Genomic DNA, 16746 nt, shown 5'->3' on the forward strand with positions numbered 1-16746 from the left:
CCGATCACCAGCGTCAGGCCACCAAGGAGGCCGGGCAGGTCGCCGGTCTGAACGTGCTGCGCATCGTCAACGAGCCGACCGCGGCCGCCCTGGCCTACGGGCTCGACAAGGGCGAGACCGAGCAGACCATCCTGGTCTTCGACCTCGGTGGCGGTACGTTCGACGTCTCGCTGCTGGAGATCGGTGACGGCGTCGTCGAGGTGAAGGCCACCTCCGGTGACACCAACCTCGGTGGTGACGACTGGGACCAGCGCCTGGTCGACTACCTGGTCAAGCAGTTCTCCGCGACCAACGGCATCGACCTGTCCCCCGACAAGATCGCGATGCAGCGCATCCGTGAGGCGGCCGAGGTCGCCAAGATCGAGCTCTCGGGCCAGCAGTCGACGAACGTGAACCTGCCGTACATCACCGGTGGCCCCAACGGTGCGCTGCACCTGGACGTCAACGTGTCGCGCGCGGAGTTCCAGCGGATGACCGCTGACCTGCTCGACCGGTGCAAGGGCCCGTTCCACCAGGCCATCAAGGACGCCCAGATCCGGGTCGCCGACATCGACCACGTGGTCCTCGTCGGTGGTTCCACCCGCATGCCGGCCGTCACCGATCTGGTGAAGGAGCTGACCGGCGGCAAGGAGCCGAACAAGGGCGTCAACCCGGACGAGGTCGTCGCCGTCGGTGCCGCGCTGCAGGCCGGTGTCCTCAAGGGTGAGGTCAAGGACGTCCTGCTTCTGGACGTGACCCCGCTCTCGCTGGGCATCGAGACCAAGGGCGGCATCATGACCCGCCTGATCGAGCGGAACACGACGATCCCGACCAAGCGCTCGGAGATCTTCACGACCGCCGACGACAACCAGCCCTCGGTCCAGATCCAGGTCTACCAGGGCGAACGCGAGATGGCCGCGTACAACAAGAAGCTCGGCATGTTCGAGCTGACCGGCATCCCGCCGGCGCCGCGCGGCGTCCCGCAGATCGAGGTCACGTTCGACATCGACGCGAACGGCATCGTCAACGTGTCCGCCAAGGACCTCGCGACGTCCCGTGAGCAGAAGATGGTCATCTCCGGTGGCTCGGCCTTGAACAAGGACGAGATCGATCGGATGATGCGCGACGCCGAGGCCCACGCGGAGGAAGACAAGCAGCGCCGCGAGCAGGCCGAGGTGCGCAACGTCGCCGAGTCCCTGCAGTACCAGACCGAGAAGTTCCTGGCCGAGAACGGCGACAAGATCCCGGCCGACAAGAAGGCCGAGCTGTCCGAGGCTCTGACCGAGCTCCGGTCGGCGCTGGGTGGTAGCGACCTCGAGGCGATCAAGACCGCCCAGGAGAAGGTCGCGAAGATCTCCCAGGAGGTCGGCACCGCCATGTACGCCAACTCGCAGGCCGCGACCGGGGCCGGCGAAGCGGGCGAGGGTCCGGCTGCGGACGGCACCACGCCGCCGCCGGCCGCCCACGCGGCTGGTGGGAGTGACGACGTCGTTGACGCCGAGATCGTCGACGACGAGGGCCGCGGGGGCGCTCAGAAGTGAGCGCCACCAACGACGGGCACTCCGAGGAGCAGCCGAAGGTCGTGATTCGCGACCGGCGCCGCATCGATCCGGAGACCGGGGCACCGCGTGAGATCGCGGTGGCCAGCGTCGGCGGCGACACGGCGGGGGCTTCGGCCTCCGCCGCCGCGGCCGACGCTCCGTCGGACGGCGGGAGCAAGGTCGACACCCCGGCTGATCACAGGGCCGGGGCGCACGACGGTGTGGGGGAAGGAGGCGGTATGGGCGCGACAGACGTCTCGGAGCAGGCATCTGGCGGCAGCGAGGCAGCGGCCAAACTGGCGGTCGAACTGGCCGAGCGCACCGCCGACCTGAAGCGCGTGACGGCCGAGTACGCGAACTACCGGCGTCGCGTCGATCGTGACCGGCAGGTCGGTGCCGAGCAGGCCACCGGCGCGGTGCTCACCGCGCTGCTGCCGGTACTCGACGACCTCGACCGGGCACGCGCACACGGCGACCTGACCGGTCCGTTCGGCGCGGTCGCCGAGCAGCTGACGGCGATCCTCACCAAGCTGGGCCTGAACGCGTTCGGTGAGAAGGGCGATCCGTTCGATCCCACCTTCCACGAGGCGGTCGCGCACACCACGAGTCCGGACGTCACCGAGACGGCCTGCATCGAGGTGCTGCGCAAGGGCTACACGATGGGAGACCGGTTGCTGCGTGCGGCGATGGTCGCGGTGGCCGACCCGGTGAACCCGAGCGGTGGCTCCGGGTCGGAGCAGAATGGTGCCGGCGTCGAGACGTCCGGTGGGTCGTCCGCAGAGTGACGGAGGGAGGCGCGCCCGGTGAGTACCAAGGATTGGATCGAAAAGGACTACTACGCGGTCCTGGGCGTGTCCAAGGACGCTTCCCCGGAAGTCATCAAGCGGTCGTACCGGAAGCTCGCGCGGGATCTGCATCCCGACAAGAACCCCGGTAACAGCGAGGCCGAAGCACGGTTCAAGGAGGTGTCCGAGGCGTACGGCGTCCTCTCGGACGAGCGCAAGCGTCGTGAGTACGACGAAGCGCGGACGCTGTTCGGCTCGGGCGCCTTCCGGCGTCAGGCCGGTGCCGGCGGGTTCGGTGGTACCGGGCCCGGCGGCATGCCGTACGACTTCACCGATCTGTTCAACGCGCAGAACGCCGGCGGTGCCGGCGGGCCGGGCGCCGCCGGGGGTGCCCATCGGGCCCGCAGCGGCGGCCTCGGCGACCTGTTCGGCGCGATGTTCGGTGGCGGACGGCAGCCCGGCGCGTCCAATCGCGGCGGCGACATCGAGACCGAGGCGACGCTCGACTTCGCCGAGGCCGCTCGTGGCGTCACCGTGCCGCTGCGGTTGCACGCGCCGGGAGTCTGCGAGACCTGTCAGGGCAGCGGTGCCAAGCCCGGCACGAAGCCGCGTACCTGTCCGCTCTGTCTCGGTACCGGCTTGGTCAGCCGGAACCAGGGTGCGTTCTCGTTCTCCGAGCCGTGCCGTGAGTGCCAGGGTGCCGGGTCGGTCGTCGACGAGAAGTGTGTCGACTGCAAGGGCACCGGCGGCGTCACCAAGACCCGGACGATGCACGTGCGGATCCCGGCCGGGGTCAGCGACGGGCAGCGGATCCGGCTCAAGGGCAAGGGCCAGCCGGGTCAGCGGGGTGGTCCTCCCGGTGACCTGTACGTCGTCGTCCACGTCCGGCAGCACACGCTGTTCGGGCGTAGTGGCCTGAACCTGACGCTGACCGTGCCGGTCACGTTCCCCGAGGCGGTGGCCGGAACCGAGATCCGGGTGCCGACGCTCGACGGTTCGGTGACGCTCCGGGTCGCACCGGGGACGCCGAGCGGACGCGTCCTGCGGGTTCGCGGAAAGGGCGTCCGGAAGGGCGATGCCCCTCCCGGCGACCTGTTGGTCACCATTGAGGTCGAAGTGCCCAGCAACCTCAGCGAGGCTGCCCGCAAGGCGCTCGCCGACTATGCGGCCGCGACGCCGGGTAACCCTCGCGCGCATCTGGAACGGGAGGGAGCGCGATGAGCCAGCCCCACCGAACCGGAGATCTCGAGATCGAGATCGACGTGGCGTTCGAAGGCCCCGTGTTCGTGATCTCGGTGGCGGCTCAGCTGTCGGGAATGCACCCGCAGACCCTGCGTCAGTACGACCGGCTCGGGCTCGTGCAGCCGGGCCGGTCGGCCGGTGGTGGCCGTCGGTACAGCGCTCGGGACGTCGTCCTGCTGCGCGAGATCGCCCGCCTCTCCCAGGAGGAGGGCGTCAACCTGGCCGGCATCAAGCGGATCATCGCGCTGTCCAAGCAGGTCCGCGACCTGCAGGAGCGCACCGAGCAACTGCTGACGGAGCTGCGCACCGCACGGCAGGAGGCCGCCGAGATGCGTGCTTCCATGCCGTACCGGGGCGAATTGGTCCCGCTGGACCAGTCCGTCCTCCCGGTCTGGCGTCCCAAGAGCCGCTGACACGCTCGAGACCCTCGGGGCTCCGGTCCCGGGGGTCTTTTGGTGTCGTCAAGATAGGCGCATGAAGATAGGCGCATGGCAAATGCGCTGTCCCGGGAGCGGATCGTCGACGCCGCGATCGAGCTGCTCGACGTCTCCGGCGAGGGCGGACTGACGTTCCGGACGCTCAGCGCCCAGCTGAAGACCGGGCCCGGCGCGATCTACTGGCACGTGGCGAACAAGAGTGAGCTCCTGGTCGCCGCGGCTCATACGGTTCTGGCCGACGCGATGGCGGACGACGCCGTGCTGGCCGCGCCGGAGGGCGCGGGTGGGTCGCCGGAGGGCGTTCGGGAGGCGCCGGAGGGCGTGAAGGGGGCGCCGGAGGGCGTGGGGGAGGCGCCGGAGGGCGCGGTTCGCGCGTTGGCGCTGGGCCTTTTCGACGCGATCGACGACCACCCGTGGGTGGGGGTCCAGCTCTCCCGGGTTTCGTCCCAGGCGACGGCGCTGCAGATCTTCGAACGCCTCGGACGCCAGATCGAGGCGCTCGGCGTCCCGGCCACCGCCCAGTTCGATGCGGCGTCGGCACTGCTGAACTACATCCTCGGCGTGGCCGCGCAGAACGCCACGCGGACCCCGGACACGGACCTGAACCGGCCCGACTACCTGGGCGCCGTGGCCGCCGGCCTCGATCCGGACGAGTTCCCGTTCACGCGCAAGGTCGCCGAGCAGCTCAGGGACCACGACGACCGGGCTCAGTTCCTGGCCGGCGTCGGTCTGATCCTGGCCGGGATCCGCTCAACCGTGAGCGGCGTCACACGGGATGCGGGGGAATGATCGGGGAGCGGGAATGATCGGGGGGCGTCCGTCCTTACACCGGATGCCGGTTCGGTCCATGCCCCCGGGCCTCACCTTCAGCCGCTACGAGCGGCCACTCGCCGAGAGGCGGCTGCCGGGCCGGTACTACTTCCTTCGGGCGCGGTCTCCCAGAGACCGCGCCCGTTGTCGTTCCGGGAGCGCTCCCGCTGATTACCTGAGGCGACGGAGCCAGCGGGCCTGCCAGGGCGTTTCCACGGCATGCCGGTCGTACTCCCGGCGGACCCACGGCACGGCCTCGTCCACGGGCAGACCGTCGAGGATGGCCATGGCGGCGATCGCCGTGCCGGTCCGGCCCCGGCCGCCGCCGCACGCGACCTCGACGAACTCGCCGTCACGGGCGCGCCGGAGGCCTTCGTTCAGCGCGTCGATCGCGTCGGCCCGATCGCGTGGGATCCAGAAATCGGGCCAGTCGACTCGTCGGTACGGCCAGGACGGCAGCGGCCCGCGCGCGAGCGCGAGCAGGAAGTCGGCGGGTTTCTCCGGCACATCACGCAACCGGCGGCCCCGCACCCGCCCCCCGGACGGAAGCTCCACAATGCCTGTCACGCCGCCTATTCTGTCGGACCCCAGCGGCACGATGGGCGTCGTGACCGAGACGCATCTCATCCGATCCGGCTACGACGCGATCGCTGCCGACTACGCCCACCATTTCGCCGACGATCTCGACATCCGGCCCGTCGATCGTCACTTCGTCAACGCGTTCGCCGAGCTGGTCGGCGGCGGGCGGGTCGCCGACATCGGGTGTGGTCCCGGCATCAAGACCGCCTACCTGCATTCACTCGGCCTCGACGCGTTCGGCGTCGATCTCTCGCCGCAGATGATCGCGGTCGCCCGCGAGCGTCATCCGCACCTGAGGTTCGACGTCGGCACGATGCTCGCGCTCGATCTCCCCGACGCGTCGCTGGCCGGCCTCTCCGCGATGTTCTCGATCATCCACGTCACCGAAGACCGGCTGCCGACCGCGTTCGCCGAGTTCGCGCGAGTTCTGGCGCCAGGCGGCCAACTGCTGGTGATCTTCCAGACCGACGGCGAGACGTTGCACAAGTCCGAAGCGTGGGGCAAGCAGATCGACATCGACTATCTGCGGCACCCGGTCGAGGTGGTCGTCGACCTGCTGGCGAACGTGGGCCTGACCGTGCACGCGCGGCTGATCCGCGAGCGCGACGACACGATGACCACCCGGTACGCGTACCTGCTCGCTCAGAAATGAAGTATTTCGACGACCTGCTCGAGGCGGCGCGGGCGGTTCTCGGGGCCAACCTCGTCGGCGCCTACGCCGGAGGCTCGGTCGGGTTGGGTGCGTACCAGCCCGGCCGCAGCGACGTGGATGTCGCGCTGGTCGTCGAACGTGCGCTCGAGGGGTACGAGAAGCGTGCACTGGTCGGCGCGCTGCGGCACGAGAGCCTGCCGTGCCCGGCGCGGGGGCTGGAGCTGGTGGTCTACCGGCGGGAGGTCGCGGGTTCGTCCGATCCTGCCCCCGGGTTCGAGGTCGAGCTGAATACCGGCGCGGGGATGGCCTTTCGCGAGACCTACTCGCCCGAGGAACGACCGGCCGCCGACGGGCGCTTCTGGTACGCGCTCGACCGCAGCATCCTGCGCCAGTCCGGGCGGGCGCTGCTCGGCCCGCCCGCCGCCGAGACGTTCGCCGACCCGGACGACGTTCCCGCGCTGTTGATCGATGCGCTCACGTGGTGGCTGGCCCTGCCCACGCCGGAGGGCGACGCGCCGGCCCCCGGCGCCGAGGACGCCGTACTCAATGCGTGTCGAGCTCTCGCGAAGGCGCGCTATGGGCGGTGGCTCTCGAAAGTCGACGCCGGCCGCCTCGTCGCCTCGCCGCCGCCCAGCGGTTCGGCTGGGGTGCCCGGCTGGGTTGGGGAGCCCGGCTTGGTGGTGAAGCTCGGCTCGGCTGCGGAGCTCGCCCCGGCTGGGGAGCCTGATCCGATCGGGGAGCTTGGTCCGGCGGTGGAGGCCGGCTCGGATGGGCGACCCAGCTCGGCGGTGGAGCCCGGCTCAGCTGTGGAGGCCACCCCGGTCGGGGAGCTCGGCTCGACTGTCGAGCTCGGCTCGGTTGGAGGGCTCGATTCGGCCGCAGACCCTGGCCGGGCTGCGGACCTTGGCCGGGCGGCGGACCTTGGCCGGGCGGCGGGCCCTGGCCGGGCGGCGGGCCCTGGCCGGGCCGCAGACCTTGGCCAGGCTGCGGACCTTGGCCGGGCGGCGGACCTTGGCCGGGCGGCGGGCCCTGGCCGGGCGGCAGACCCTGGCCGGGCGGCGGGCCCTGGCCGGGCCGAGGGCCCAAGCGGGGCCGGTGGGGGCGGCGCGGTTTGGCGGCCCGGGCCGGCCGGGGCGGTGGGGATCATCGGGCGCTCGATCGCGGCTCGGGCCGGGGGGCCGCCTCCCTCCGGGGCGGAGGCTCGGGCGTTTCAGCTCTGGGTGCTGGACGAGCTCAGCACGTCCAGATAGTGCTGGTTGAACATCACGCCCAGGAGGTTGCCGAACGGGTCGGTCACTGAGGCCGTCACGAAGCCCGGGCCGCGATCGGTCGGCTTGTCGTGCTCCGTCGCCCCCAGCTCCAGCAGCCGCGAGTACGCCGCTTCCACATCGTCCACGGCCCAGTAGGCGATCGGACCGCCGCCGGGGACGACTGGGGGCGCGAAGCGCCGGTCCAGCAGACCGAGCTCGTGCTGGTAGTCACCGATGCGGAACTCGACGTAGGCGGGCGGCCCATCGACCGGCCGGACGAAGTAGGGCTCGACGCCGAGCAGCTCGGCGTACCAAGCGACCGCCGCCGGCACGTCGTCGGAGAAATAAGTGATGGTGGTGAGTCCGCGAAGAGTCATGACCCCATCCTCCGCGCCAAAGTGCTCACCCTCTGAGCACTTTCGGAGCCACACTGAAAAACATGCGTGCCGATCGACTCGTCGCCGCCCTGCTCCTGCTCCAGTCCAAGGGCCGGGTGACGGCCGCCGAGCTCGCCAAGGAACTGGAGATCTCGATCGCGACCGCCCGCCGCGACCTCGAGGCGTTGTCGGCGGCCGGCATCCCGGTGTACCCGCAGGCCGGGCGCGGCGGCGGCTGGTCGCTGGTCGGCGGCGCCCGCACCGACCTGAGCGGGCTCTCGTCCACCGAGGCCCAGGCCTTGTTCCTGCTGGTCGGCCCGGCCGCGGTGGTGTCCGACGAGGCGAAGACCGCGCTGCGCAAACTCGTGCAGGCGCTGCCCCGGACGTTCCGCGCGGACGCCGAGGCCGCGGCGACCGCGACGATGATCGATGCCACTCGCTGGGGCGAACGCGCACGGCCCCGACCGGCGATCGTCGACCTGCTGCAGACCGCGGTGATCCAGCAGCGCAAGGTCCGGTTCGACTACACCAGCGGTTCGCGGGAGAAGTCCCGGCGCGAGGTGGATCCGTGGGGTCTCGTCGACAAGGACGACACCTGGTACCTGATCGCCGGCACCGCGAAGGGCAGGCGGACGTTCCGCGTCGACCGGATCGCCGACGCGGAACCCACCGCCGAGCCGTTCACCCGGCCCGATGACTTCGCGCTCGAAGAGGCGTGGCGCAGCGTCGTCGGGGAGGTCGAACAGCGGCGGTCCCGCACCGAGGCGTCACTCCTGATCGAGACGCGGTTCGTCCCGATCCTGCGCGATCATTTCGGACTCCATTGTCAGGTCGAGGACGATCACGACGGCCGATCGCGGGTCCGGGTCGCCGCGCCCACGCCCCTCGACATCGCGCGCACGCTCGCCGGCTGGGGCGGGGCGGTCGAGGTGCTCTCCCCGGATTCGGTGAAAGAGCACCTCGCCCGAATCGGCACCGAACTCCTCGGGCGCTACGCCCCGAGGTAGCCCGCCCGCACCGGCCGGAGCCCTCGAGCGCTGCGCCCGAGGCGGGCCGTCCGCGCTCCTCAGGCGCTGCGCCCGAGGCGGGCCGTCCGCGCTCCTCAGGCGCTGCGCCCGAGATGATCCGCCAGCGCGGCCAGCGCCGGCCCGAACACCTCGGCGGCGAAGAACGTCGTCCAGTGGTCGAGGTCCGCGTGATCGAACTCGGCCCAGTATTCGAGGAACGACCGCCCGTCCGAGAGCGGCGTCACGCGCAGCGTCGCCACGTAGTTGGCGACCGGGAACGGCTCCGGCTCCTCGAACGCGTAACTGTACGACCGGTCGCGGTCGGTGAGCGCCACCAGCCGCTCCCGGATCGTGGCATCGCCCAGCCGGAAACTCCGGATCGCGCCGACCTGGTCGGCCGCCTTCCCGTCTTCGATGTGGCTCTCGCTGACCGCGTCCGGCCACCACGTCGGCAGCCCGTTGAAGTCGCGGACGACGGCCCAGACCGCGGCGGCGTCGTGATCAAACACCGTGCTGTAGTAGGACTTCGCCATTGGAGCCTCCCGGATCGATCACAGTGTGGACAGGGCGTCCCGCAGCATGGCCGGCTCGTGCCAGACCGGTAGCCGCAGGAACGTGCGTTGGCCGGCGTAGGTGGAGAAGCTCGGCCCGGCGGCCAGCTTGACGCCGACCCGTTTGGCCCGTTCGGCGAGCGCGACGGCGTCCTGCCCGGTGTCGACCCACAGTCCGGAGCCGCCGTCGATCGGGTGCCACCGCCAGTCGGGGAACGCCTCGCACAGTTCCCGCTCGGTCGCGGCCAGCGCGTCGGTCAGCATTTCCCGCCGTTGGCGACGCGCGACGTCGGTGCGCCCGATCAGGTCCGCGGCCAGCAACTGATCCGTCACCGACGACGCCAGGTCGACTGCCTTCCGCAGCTCCACCAGGCCGTGGATCCGCGTCTCACTCGCCCTGATCCACCCGATCCGGACGCCACCCCAGAACAGTTTGGACGTACTGCCGATCGTCAGCAGGAGCTCGGGATCGACCAGGCCGGTCAGCGTGCGGGCGACAGCGGGCCCGGCGAGCGTCAGGTCGGCCGAGCAGGTGTCCTCGATCGTCAGCAGGCCGGCGTCGTTCAGCACCTCGGCGAGCTCGATCCGGGTCCCGTCGGCGGTGCTCCGCCCGGTCGGGTTGTGGATCGCGGTCTGGCAGAACAGCACCTGCGGCCGGCGGGCGAGCGCGTGCCGGACCAGGTCGACGTCCAGACCGCCGCCGATCAGCGGCAACCCTTCGACCCGGGCGCCGGTCGAGCGCACCGCCTCCAGCGCGCCGCGATACGTCGGCTCCTCGGTCAGTACGAGGTCGCCGCTCCCGGCCAGCGCGGTCATCGCCAGCCAGGTCGCGTGCTGGGCACCGGACGTCACGAGGATCTGCTGCGCCCGGGTCGGCAGCCCGTCACGGGTGTACCGATCGGCGATCGCCTGCCGCAGCACGGGGAGGCCGGCCGGAAAGTAGCCGTCGGTGGAGAGATAGGCGCCGACATCGGTCAGGCGTCCGAGTACCTCGGCCGCGACCGGTGAAGCGGGCAACGAGCCCGTCGACAGGTCGACGACGTCGGCCGGCGCGCTGGTGAACGAGAACAACCGGCCGGACGGGTGGCTCTGCAGGGGGTTGCGCGAGGACCGGACCCGGGAGCCTGATCCACGGCTGGTCGCGAGGTAGCCGCGCGCTTCGAGAGCGTCGTAGGCGGCCGTCACCGTTCCCCGTGAAACGAGGAGCGCGGTGGCGAGCCCTCGCTGGGGCGGCAGCCGGGCCCCGGCCGGCACGAGCCCGGCGTCGATCAGCTCGACGAGTGCGGTGACCAGGTCATCGGTGAGAGTGGTCGTGCCGGTCGTCCACGGACCGAGCAGGCGGCTCAGCTCGCTCGCGTCCAGCGCCGTCATCACCACAGCAGCACTGTCCCATTGAAATGCCGGTCGGCAGTGGGCCAATCACCGGGAATTGGTCCAGGCCCGGGGCGTCCGACCGGCTTAGCCTGCGGTCAGCACCCGAGTCCGAGGAGGGGGTCAGATCTCGATGGCGACCATAGGGCTGCTCGGCACGTTCGACACCAAAGGCGACGAGTACACCTGGCTCCGCGATCGGCTGCGCGAGCACGGCGTCGGCGTGGTCATGATCGACGTCGGCTCGTTCTCCACGAGCCCGCTGGCCGATGTGAGCTCCGACGAGGTGCTGACCGCCGCCGGCGTCGACCCGGCCGAACTGCGCGAGCGGCGCGACCGCGGCGAGATGATGGCTGCGATGGGCACCGGCGCGGCCGTCGTCGTGCGCCGTCTGTTCGACGACGGCGGCCTGCACGGGTTGCTCGCCGTCGGCGGCTCCGGCGGATCTTCGGTGGCGGCGCCCGCCATGCAGGCGCTGCCGATAGGCGTCCCCAAAATGCTTGTTTCGACGATGGCCAGCGGCGACGTGCAACCGTACGTCGGCGAGGTGGACGCGACGCTGATGTATTCGGTGGTGGACGTCGCCGGGATCAACTCCGTGTCCGAGGCGGTCCTCGGGAATGCCGCCGCCGGCATCGCCGGCATGGCGGCGGCCTACGAACGGCGGGCACCGGCGGCCGACCGGAAGCCGCTCGTCGGCCTGACGATGTTCGGCGTCACGACGCCGGCCGCCGACGAGGCGCGCGAACGGCTGACCGAGCTCGGGTACGAGGTGCTGGTGTTCCACGCGACCGGAACCGGCGGACGGGCGATGGAGAAGCTGGTCGAGTCGGGCCTGCTGGCCGGTGTGTGCGACCTGACGACGACGGAGCTGGCCGACGATCTGGTCGGCGGTGTGCTGAGCGCGGGTCCGGACCGGCTGGAGATCGCCGGGCAGAGAGGCCTGCCCCAGGTGGTGAGCGTCGGCGCGCTCGACATGGTCAACTTCGGGCCGCGCGAGACCGTGCCACCCCAGTTCGAGAGCCGGAACCTGTTCGTGCACAACCCGACCGTCACGCTGATGCGGACGACGTCGGAGGAGATGGCCGAGCTCGGCCGTCGGATCGCGGCGAAGCTGGCCGCGGCGACCGGGCCGACGATGCTGTTCCTGCCGCTGAGGGGCGTGAGCGCGATCGACGTCGACGGCGGGCCGTTCCGGGACGCGGACGCGGACGCGGCGCTGTTCGAGGCGTTGCGGTCGGGGCTGGCCGGGTCGGGCGTCTCGATCGTCGAACGGGACCAGGCGATCAACGACGCGGGCTTCGGGGCGGCCGCGGCCGACGAACTCGACGTGTCCATCAAGGGGGCATCGGCATGAACCGGAAGGACGTCCTCGACCGGTTCCGGGCGCAGGTCGCGGCCGGGAAGCCGATCATCGGCGGCGGCGCGGGCACCGGCATCACCGCGAAATCGGCCGAGGCCGGCGGCATCGACCTGCTGATCATTTACAACTCCGGACGTTTCCGGATGGCCGGTCGCGGGTCGCTGTCGGGTCTGCTGCCCTATGGCGACGCCAACGCGATCGTGATGGACATGGCGTCCGAGGTGCTTCCGGTGGTTTCGCGGACGCCGGTGCTGGCGGGCGTGTGTGGCACCGACCCGTTCCGGGTGATGCCGCACTTCCTGCGACAGGTGCGCGACATCGGATTCGCCGGCGTGCAGAACTTCCCCACGGTCGGGCTGATCGACGGGGTGTTCCGGGCGAACCTCGAGGAGACCGGGATGGGGTTCGGACTCGAGGTCGACATGATCCGGACCGCACACGAGATGGATCTGCTGACCGCGCCCTACGTGTTCGACGAGGAGCAGGCCGCCGACATGGCGCGGGCGGGTGCGGACATCCTGGTGCCGCACATGGGCCTGACGACGTCCGGGACGATCGGGGCCCAGACGGCTCTGACGCTGGCGGCGGCGGTCGAACGGGTCCAGGCGCTCGCGGACGCCGCGCGGCGCGTGAACCCCGACATCCTGTGCCTGTGCCACGGCGGGCCCATCGCGGAGCCGGCGGACGCGCAGTACGTGCTGGAGCACACGTCGGGCGTCGTGGGCTTCTTCGGGGCGTCGTCGATCGAACGGTTGCCAACCGAGGTCGGGATCCGTCGGCAGACCGAGGAGTTCAAGGCGCTGACGTTCTCGCGTCAGCGTGGCCGCGCCGGATAGGTCGTTCGACGGAGGCCGAGATACCCGATGCGGCAGACGCGCGACCGGCGCGCCGGCTGCGACCGTGAGCGGCATGAGAACCGGGTGGAAGTTCGCGCTGGTGACGCTGGTGGCCGGGTTCCTGCTCGGGTTCCTGGACTTCGTCTGGATCAAGTTCGTCCCCTTTCCGTTCGGCGGGCTGGGGAACTCGAGCGCGGTGTGGGCGGTGGCGGCGTTCCTGTTCGCGTACCGGGCGCGGCGAGGGTACGTGGGCGGCGTCCTGAGCGCGGTCGTACTGCTCGTGGTGGCGGTGCCCAGTTACTACCTGGCTGCGTTCCTGATCCAGGACGACCGGATCGGTGCGCTGTGGAGCCCGGTGTGGACGGCGTTCGGCGTCATCGCCGGGGTCGTGTTCGGCGCCGCCGGGGTGACGGCGCGCCGCGCCGATCGGTGGCAGGTCGCGGCACTCGCGGTGCCGGCCGCGGTGCTGTTCGCCGAGGCGCTGCTGATCCTGGGTCAGGGGGGCGACCAGAACTACCGGACGTCCGAGATCGTGGAGACGGCGCTGATCGACGCGGGTCTCGGGGTGGCGCTGGTGCTGCTGTTCCGGGTGCCCTGGCCGCGGCGCTGGGGCGCGCTGCTGGTCGCGGTGCCGGTCGCGCTGGTCGGTCTCGGGATGTTCGCGCTGGCCGGCTTCGCCTGACTGCTCAGCCGGAGTAAATGCCCGCGCCGCTCAGACACGGGACGGTTGAGGCTCGACGCTTCGACCCCGGCGCGGCAGGATGGTCAGGCATGGAGACCGACTACGGCTACGTCGATGGCAACGCCGCTGCCGGTCCGCTGCAGGAGATCCTCGCGGTCGAGCCGACGACGGTCCGCGGCCAGTGCTCGCACTGCGGGAACACGGCGATGCTGGCGGATACCCGCGTGTACTTCCGCGCCCCTGGCCTGGTGATGCGCTGCCGCAGCTGCGGCTCGGAACTGCTGAGCCTGGTGGCCACCGCCCAGGGCACATGGCTCGACGTCAGCGGTCTCTCCTGCCTCAGCATCCCGGCCGACGACGCCTGACCCCCGGCCGAACGGCCGTCGTCCGCCGAACGCGGAGACCAGACCGGTGGGCCGCACTACCAGGGGATCACCTCGCGGTCTTGCCACAGCAGGCCGGTCGGCGCCGGCGAGCCGTCTTCGGCGGTGGCGGGGCGGGTGCAGAGCCAGAGAGCGGTCTCCGCTCCCTCTTCGGGCGAGCGGGGCGCGGCCGGGCCGCCCAGGTCGGTCCGGGTTCGGCCCGGCGCCACCGCGTCCACCAGGAGGCCCCGGCGTCCCAGGCCGGTCTCGTAGGCGAAGTTGCGGGTCAGCGCATTCAGCCCGGCTTTGGCGACCCGGTACGGCGCCACGCCGCCGGTATTTCCCGGGCCGGTCATTCGGCCCTCGTCCGCGGAGAGGTTGACGATTCGGCCGGTGCGCCGGGCCATCATCGACGGGGCGAAGGACTGGATCAGCAGGAACGGCGCGTCGAGGACGACGGCCGACACGGCTCGCCATTCGGCGTAGGTGGCTTTCAGGGTCTTGGCCGCCCGGCTGCCCAGGACACCGGCGCCGTTGACCAGGATGTCGACGTCCGCGAGTTCGCCCAACTGCCCCGCCAGCCGGGCCGCCTGACCGGGTTGCCCGAGGTCACACGGAGCGGCGACCGCGTCGACACCGCCGGTGCGCAGCGTGAAGACTGCCTCGTCGAGGCGGCGCGGATCCCGCGCGACGCACACCACGGTGGCCCCCGCGCGACCCAAACCCGCGGCGATTTCGTAGCCGATGCCCCGGCTCGCGCCGGTGACCATGGCGACCTTGCCCTCGAGAGTCCGCTCCACCCGGTAAGCCTTTCATGCCTGGCCCGAGATGCAGATTTGGACAAACGGGCTGAGGATCGAACTATGCGCATACTCGTGACGGGCGCCACCGGCTACATCGGTGGGCGGTTGGTGCCGAGGCTGCTGGAGCAGGGACACACGGTCCGCTGCCTGGTGCGGACGCCCTCGAAACTCCGTGACGTCCCCTGGGCGAAACACATCGAGATCACCCAGGGTGATGTCACCGACCCGGAGTCCCTCGAGAAGGCGGCCCAGGGCATCGACGTCCTCTACTACCTCGTCCACAGCCTGGGGACGAAGGGTTTCGACGACCTCGACCGGCGTGCCGCGCAGACCGTGGCGGACGCCGCCGCGCAGGCGGGCGTCCGGAAGATCGTGTATCTGGGCGGGTTGACCCCGGAAGGGGTGGCCGCGGAGGACCTGTCGCCGCACCTGCGGTCGCGGACCGAGGTCGGGCAGATCCTGCTCGACTCGCCGGTGCCTGCGATCGTGCTGAACGCGGCGGTCATCATCGGGTCGGGGTCGGCCTCGTTCGAGATGCTGCGGTACCTGACCGAGCGGCTACCCGCGATGGTGACACCGCGATGGGTGCGCAACCGGATCCAGCCGATCGCGGTCCGGGACGTGCTGCGGTATCTGGTGGCCTCCGCCGAACTGGAGAAGGACGTCAATCGGGCGTTCGACATCGGCGGGCCGGACGTGCTGACCTACCGGGACATGATGCAGCGCTACGCGCGGGTGGCCGGGCTGCCCCATCGGATCATCGTGCCGGTCGGGGTGCTGTCGCCGACGCTCTCGGCCCAGTGGGTGAACGTCGTGACGCCGGTGCCGCGCGCGATCGCGGTTCCGCTGGTGCAGTCGCTGGTGCACGAGGTCGTGTGCCACGAGCACGACATCAGCGAGTACGTGCCGGACCCGCCGGAGGGCCTGACGCCCTACGACCACGCGGTCGAGCTGGCACTGCGCCGGATCCGCGAGGACGCCGTGGAGACCACCTGGGCCTGGGCGTCGACGCCGGGCGCGCCGAGCGATCCGCTGCCCAGCGACCCGGAGTGGTCGGGTGGCAGCGCCTACACCGACGTCCGCGAGCGGGTCACGAACGCCTCCCCGCACACGCTTTGGCGGGTGATCGAGGGCATCGGCGGTGAGAACGGCTGGTACTCGTTCCCGCTGGCCTGGTCGGTGCGGGGCTGGATGGACCGGCTGGTCGGCGGGGCCGGCCTGCGCCGCGGACGCCGGGACCGGGACCAGATCTACGTCGGTGAGGCGCTGGACTGGTGGCGGGTCGAGGAGATCGAGCCCGGGCACCTGCTGCGGCTGCGAGCGGAGATGCGGGTTCCGGGGCGGGCGTGGCTGGAGCTGACCGTCGCTCCGGATCCGGCCGGATCCCGGTACCGGCAGCGTGCGGTGTTCCTTCCGCGCGGGCTGGCCGGGCACGCGTACTGGATCGCGATCGTGCCGTTCCACGGCATCGTTTTCGGGGGGATGGTCCGCAATATCGCCCGGGCGGCCGAGCGCGCGGAGAGCGGCGAGACGATGGTGACGCCCGTCGGCCTGCCGCTGCAGTCTCCAATTCGTTGAGAACCGGCTGAGCAGCGACGTCAATAAGTAGGTACAGCCAAGTACCCTGCTCGGAATGGTGTGGCCGACGGAGGAGCGCCGGTGAGCGAGCAGGACCACGACCGGGTCGAACGGGAGCTTTCGCTCCTCATTCGGCAGGCCCGGACGCTGATGGTGACCAGTGCGTCCACGGTTCACTCGGGTCTGGAGCTCAGCGCGTACGCGACGCTACGGCTGCTCGACACCGAGGGGCCGCTGCGCGCGTCGACGATCGGCGAGCGGTTCGCGCTCGACAAGTCGACCGTGAGCCGCCAGCTGAGCAGGCTGATCGACTGGGGTCTGGTCGAGCGGACGCCCGACCCGTCGGACGGCAGGGCGCACCTGGTGGCGATCACGCCGACCGGGCACGAGCGCCTCAACGGCGTCAGCACCGAGCGCAAGCAGGAGGTGCGCCGCCTGTTGGAGACCTGGGACGAGAGCGACGTCACGGAGTTCGGTAGATTGCTTGAGCTTTTCAACCGGACGAACGCCGGGTGATACTCCGTTATCGGGCGGGGATAGT

At 70.9% G+C, this 16746-nt stretch carries 19 protein-coding genes; 14 read left to right on the forward strand and 5 right to left on the reverse strand.

The window, feature by feature from the left end; genetic code table 11:
* The 5 genes from dnaK to ACIBZJ_RS39330 all read left to right on the forward strand — a co-directional run.
* The coding region (gene dnaK, locus ACIBZJ_RS39310; protein ID WP_395938724.1) for a molecular chaperone DnaK at positions 1-1520 on the forward strand (1520 nt) is incomplete at its 5' end.
* Positions 1517-2305 (forward strand): nucleotide exchange factor GrpE, encoded by a 789-nt coding sequence (gene grpE / locus ACIBZJ_RS39315; protein WP_395938725.1) that lies wholly within the window; start codon positions 1517-1519, stop codon positions 2303-2305. The genes dnaK and grpE, both read left to right, overlap by 4 nt.
* Positions 2306-2323: 18 nt before the next feature.
* Positions 2324-3526 carry a molecular chaperone DnaJ gene (dnaJ, locus tag ACIBZJ_RS39320; protein ID WP_395938726.1) on the forward strand — a complete coding sequence of 401 codons (1203 nt, stop codon included), beginning with the start codon at positions 2324-2326 and terminating at the stop codon, positions 3524-3526.
* Positions 3523-3960: a heat shock protein transcriptional repressor HspR gene (locus tag ACIBZJ_RS39325; protein WP_395938727.1), complete on the forward strand. Its 438-nt coding sequence runs from the start codon at positions 3523-3525 to the stop codon at positions 3958-3960. The genes dnaJ and ACIBZJ_RS39325 overlap by 4 nt, the downstream gene beginning before the upstream one ends.
* Positions 3961-4035: 75 nt before the next feature.
* Positions 4036-4773 carry a TetR family transcriptional regulator gene (locus ACIBZJ_RS39330; RefSeq protein WP_395938728.1) on the forward strand — a complete coding sequence of 246 codons (738 nt, stop codon included), beginning with the start codon at positions 4036-4038 and terminating at the stop codon, positions 4771-4773.
* Positions 4774-4965: 192 nt separating this feature from the next.
* Here the strand turns inward: ACIBZJ_RS39330 and ACIBZJ_RS39335 are convergent, their stop codons facing one another.
* Entirely contained in the window at positions 4966-5361 is a 396-nt protein-coding gene (locus ACIBZJ_RS39335; protein WP_395938729.1) for a protein phosphatase, read from the reverse strand.
* Between the two features lie 40 nt (positions 5362-5401).
* Here ACIBZJ_RS39335 and ACIBZJ_RS39340 point away from each other — a divergent pair, with 40 nt between their 5' ends.
* Both ACIBZJ_RS39340 and ACIBZJ_RS39345 read left to right on the forward strand, forming a co-directional pair.
* On the forward strand, positions 5402-6025 hold the full coding sequence (locus tag ACIBZJ_RS39340; RefSeq protein ID WP_395938730.1) for a class I SAM-dependent DNA methyltransferase: 624 nt from the start codon (positions 5402-5404) through the stop codon (positions 6023-6025).
* Positions 6022-7275, forward strand: a complete 1254-nt coding sequence (locus ACIBZJ_RS39345) for a hypothetical protein (protein WP_395938731.1) — start codon at positions 6022-6024, stop codon at positions 7273-7275. Before ACIBZJ_RS39340 ends, ACIBZJ_RS39345 begins: the two co-directional genes overlap by 4 nt.
* Here ACIBZJ_RS39345 and ACIBZJ_RS39350 read toward each other — a convergent pair.
* Positions 7236-7652 carry a VOC family protein gene (locus ACIBZJ_RS39350; RefSeq protein ID WP_395938732.1) on the reverse strand — a complete coding sequence of 139 codons (417 nt, stop codon included), beginning with the start codon at positions 7650-7652 and terminating at the stop codon, positions 7236-7238. The two genes, ACIBZJ_RS39345 and ACIBZJ_RS39350, sit on opposite strands and share 40 nt — an antisense overlap.
* A gap of 62 nt (positions 7653-7714) precedes the next feature.
* Here ACIBZJ_RS39350 and ACIBZJ_RS39355 point away from each other — a divergent pair, with 62 nt between their 5' ends.
* Positions 7715-8659: a helix-turn-helix transcriptional regulator gene (locus ACIBZJ_RS39355; RefSeq protein ID WP_395938733.1), complete on the forward strand. Its 945-nt coding sequence runs from the start codon at positions 7715-7717 to the stop codon at positions 8657-8659.
* Between the two features lie 95 nt (positions 8660-8754).
* Here ACIBZJ_RS39355 and ACIBZJ_RS39360 read toward each other — a convergent pair whose 3' ends face one another.
* Positions 8755-9192: an SRPBCC family protein gene (locus tag ACIBZJ_RS39360; protein WP_395938734.1), complete on the reverse strand. Its 438-nt coding sequence runs from the start codon at positions 9190-9192 to the stop codon at positions 8755-8757.
* A gap of 18 nt (positions 9193-9210) precedes the next feature.
* The gene (locus ACIBZJ_RS39365) at positions 9211-10581 is read right to left on the reverse strand and encodes a PLP-dependent aminotransferase family protein (protein ID WP_395938843.1); all 1371 of its coding nucleotides are present in this window, start codon (positions 10579-10581) and stop codon (positions 9211-9213) included.
* A gap of 133 nt (positions 10582-10714) precedes the next feature.
* On the opposite strand from ACIBZJ_RS39365, the gene ACIBZJ_RS39370 reads away from it, so the two are divergent.
* The 4 genes from ACIBZJ_RS39370 (at position 10715) to ACIBZJ_RS39385 (ending at position 13827) form a co-directional block, all read left to right on the forward strand.
* A complete protein-coding gene (locus ACIBZJ_RS39370) occupies positions 10715-11938 on the forward strand; it encodes a Tm-1-like ATP-binding domain-containing protein (protein ID WP_395938735.1) in 1224 nt (407 codons plus the stop codon).
* Positions 11935-12780, forward strand: a complete 846-nt coding sequence (locus ACIBZJ_RS39375) for a phosphoenolpyruvate hydrolase family protein (RefSeq protein WP_395938736.1) — start codon at positions 11935-11937, stop codon at positions 12778-12780. Before ACIBZJ_RS39370 ends, ACIBZJ_RS39375 begins: the two co-directional genes overlap by 4 nt.
* Positions 12781-12853: 73 nt before the next feature.
* On the forward strand, positions 12854-13462 hold the full coding sequence (locus ACIBZJ_RS39380) for a DUF6518 family protein (RefSeq protein ID WP_395938737.1): 609 nt from the start codon (positions 12854-12856) through the stop codon (positions 13460-13462).
* Positions 13463-13551: 89 nt separating this feature from the next.
* The gene (locus ACIBZJ_RS39385) at positions 13552-13827 is read left to right on the forward strand and encodes a DUF6510 family protein (RefSeq protein ID WP_395938738.1); all 276 of its coding nucleotides are present in this window, start codon (positions 13552-13554) and stop codon (positions 13825-13827) included.
* A gap of 56 nt (positions 13828-13883) precedes the next feature.
* Here the strand turns inward: ACIBZJ_RS39385 and ACIBZJ_RS39390 are convergent, their stop codons facing one another.
* Positions 13884-14624: an SDR family NAD(P)-dependent oxidoreductase gene (locus ACIBZJ_RS39390; protein WP_395938739.1), complete on the reverse strand. Its 741-nt coding sequence runs from the start codon at positions 14622-14624 to the stop codon at positions 13884-13886.
* A gap of 63 nt (positions 14625-14687) precedes the next feature.
* Here ACIBZJ_RS39390 and ACIBZJ_RS39395 point away from each other — a divergent pair, with 63 nt between their 5' ends.
* Together ACIBZJ_RS39395 and ACIBZJ_RS39400 are read left to right on the forward strand one after the other, a co-directional pair.
* Positions 14688-16205 carry an SDR family oxidoreductase gene (locus tag ACIBZJ_RS39395; RefSeq protein WP_395938740.1) on the forward strand — a complete coding sequence of 506 codons (1518 nt, stop codon included), beginning with the start codon at positions 14688-14690 and terminating at the stop codon, positions 16203-16205.
* 81 nt (positions 16206-16286) lie between these two features.
* Positions 16287-16721 carry a MarR family winged helix-turn-helix transcriptional regulator gene (locus tag ACIBZJ_RS39400; RefSeq protein WP_395938741.1) on the forward strand — a complete coding sequence of 145 codons (435 nt, stop codon included), beginning with the start codon at positions 16287-16289 and terminating at the stop codon, positions 16719-16721.
* The last annotated feature ends 25 nt before the right edge of the window (positions 16722-16746 follow it).

It is taken from the genome of Cryptosporangium sp. NPDC051539, from assembly GCF_044454545.1.
GTDB lineage: Bacteria > Actinomycetota > Actinomycetes > Mycobacteriales > Cryptosporangiaceae > Cryptosporangium.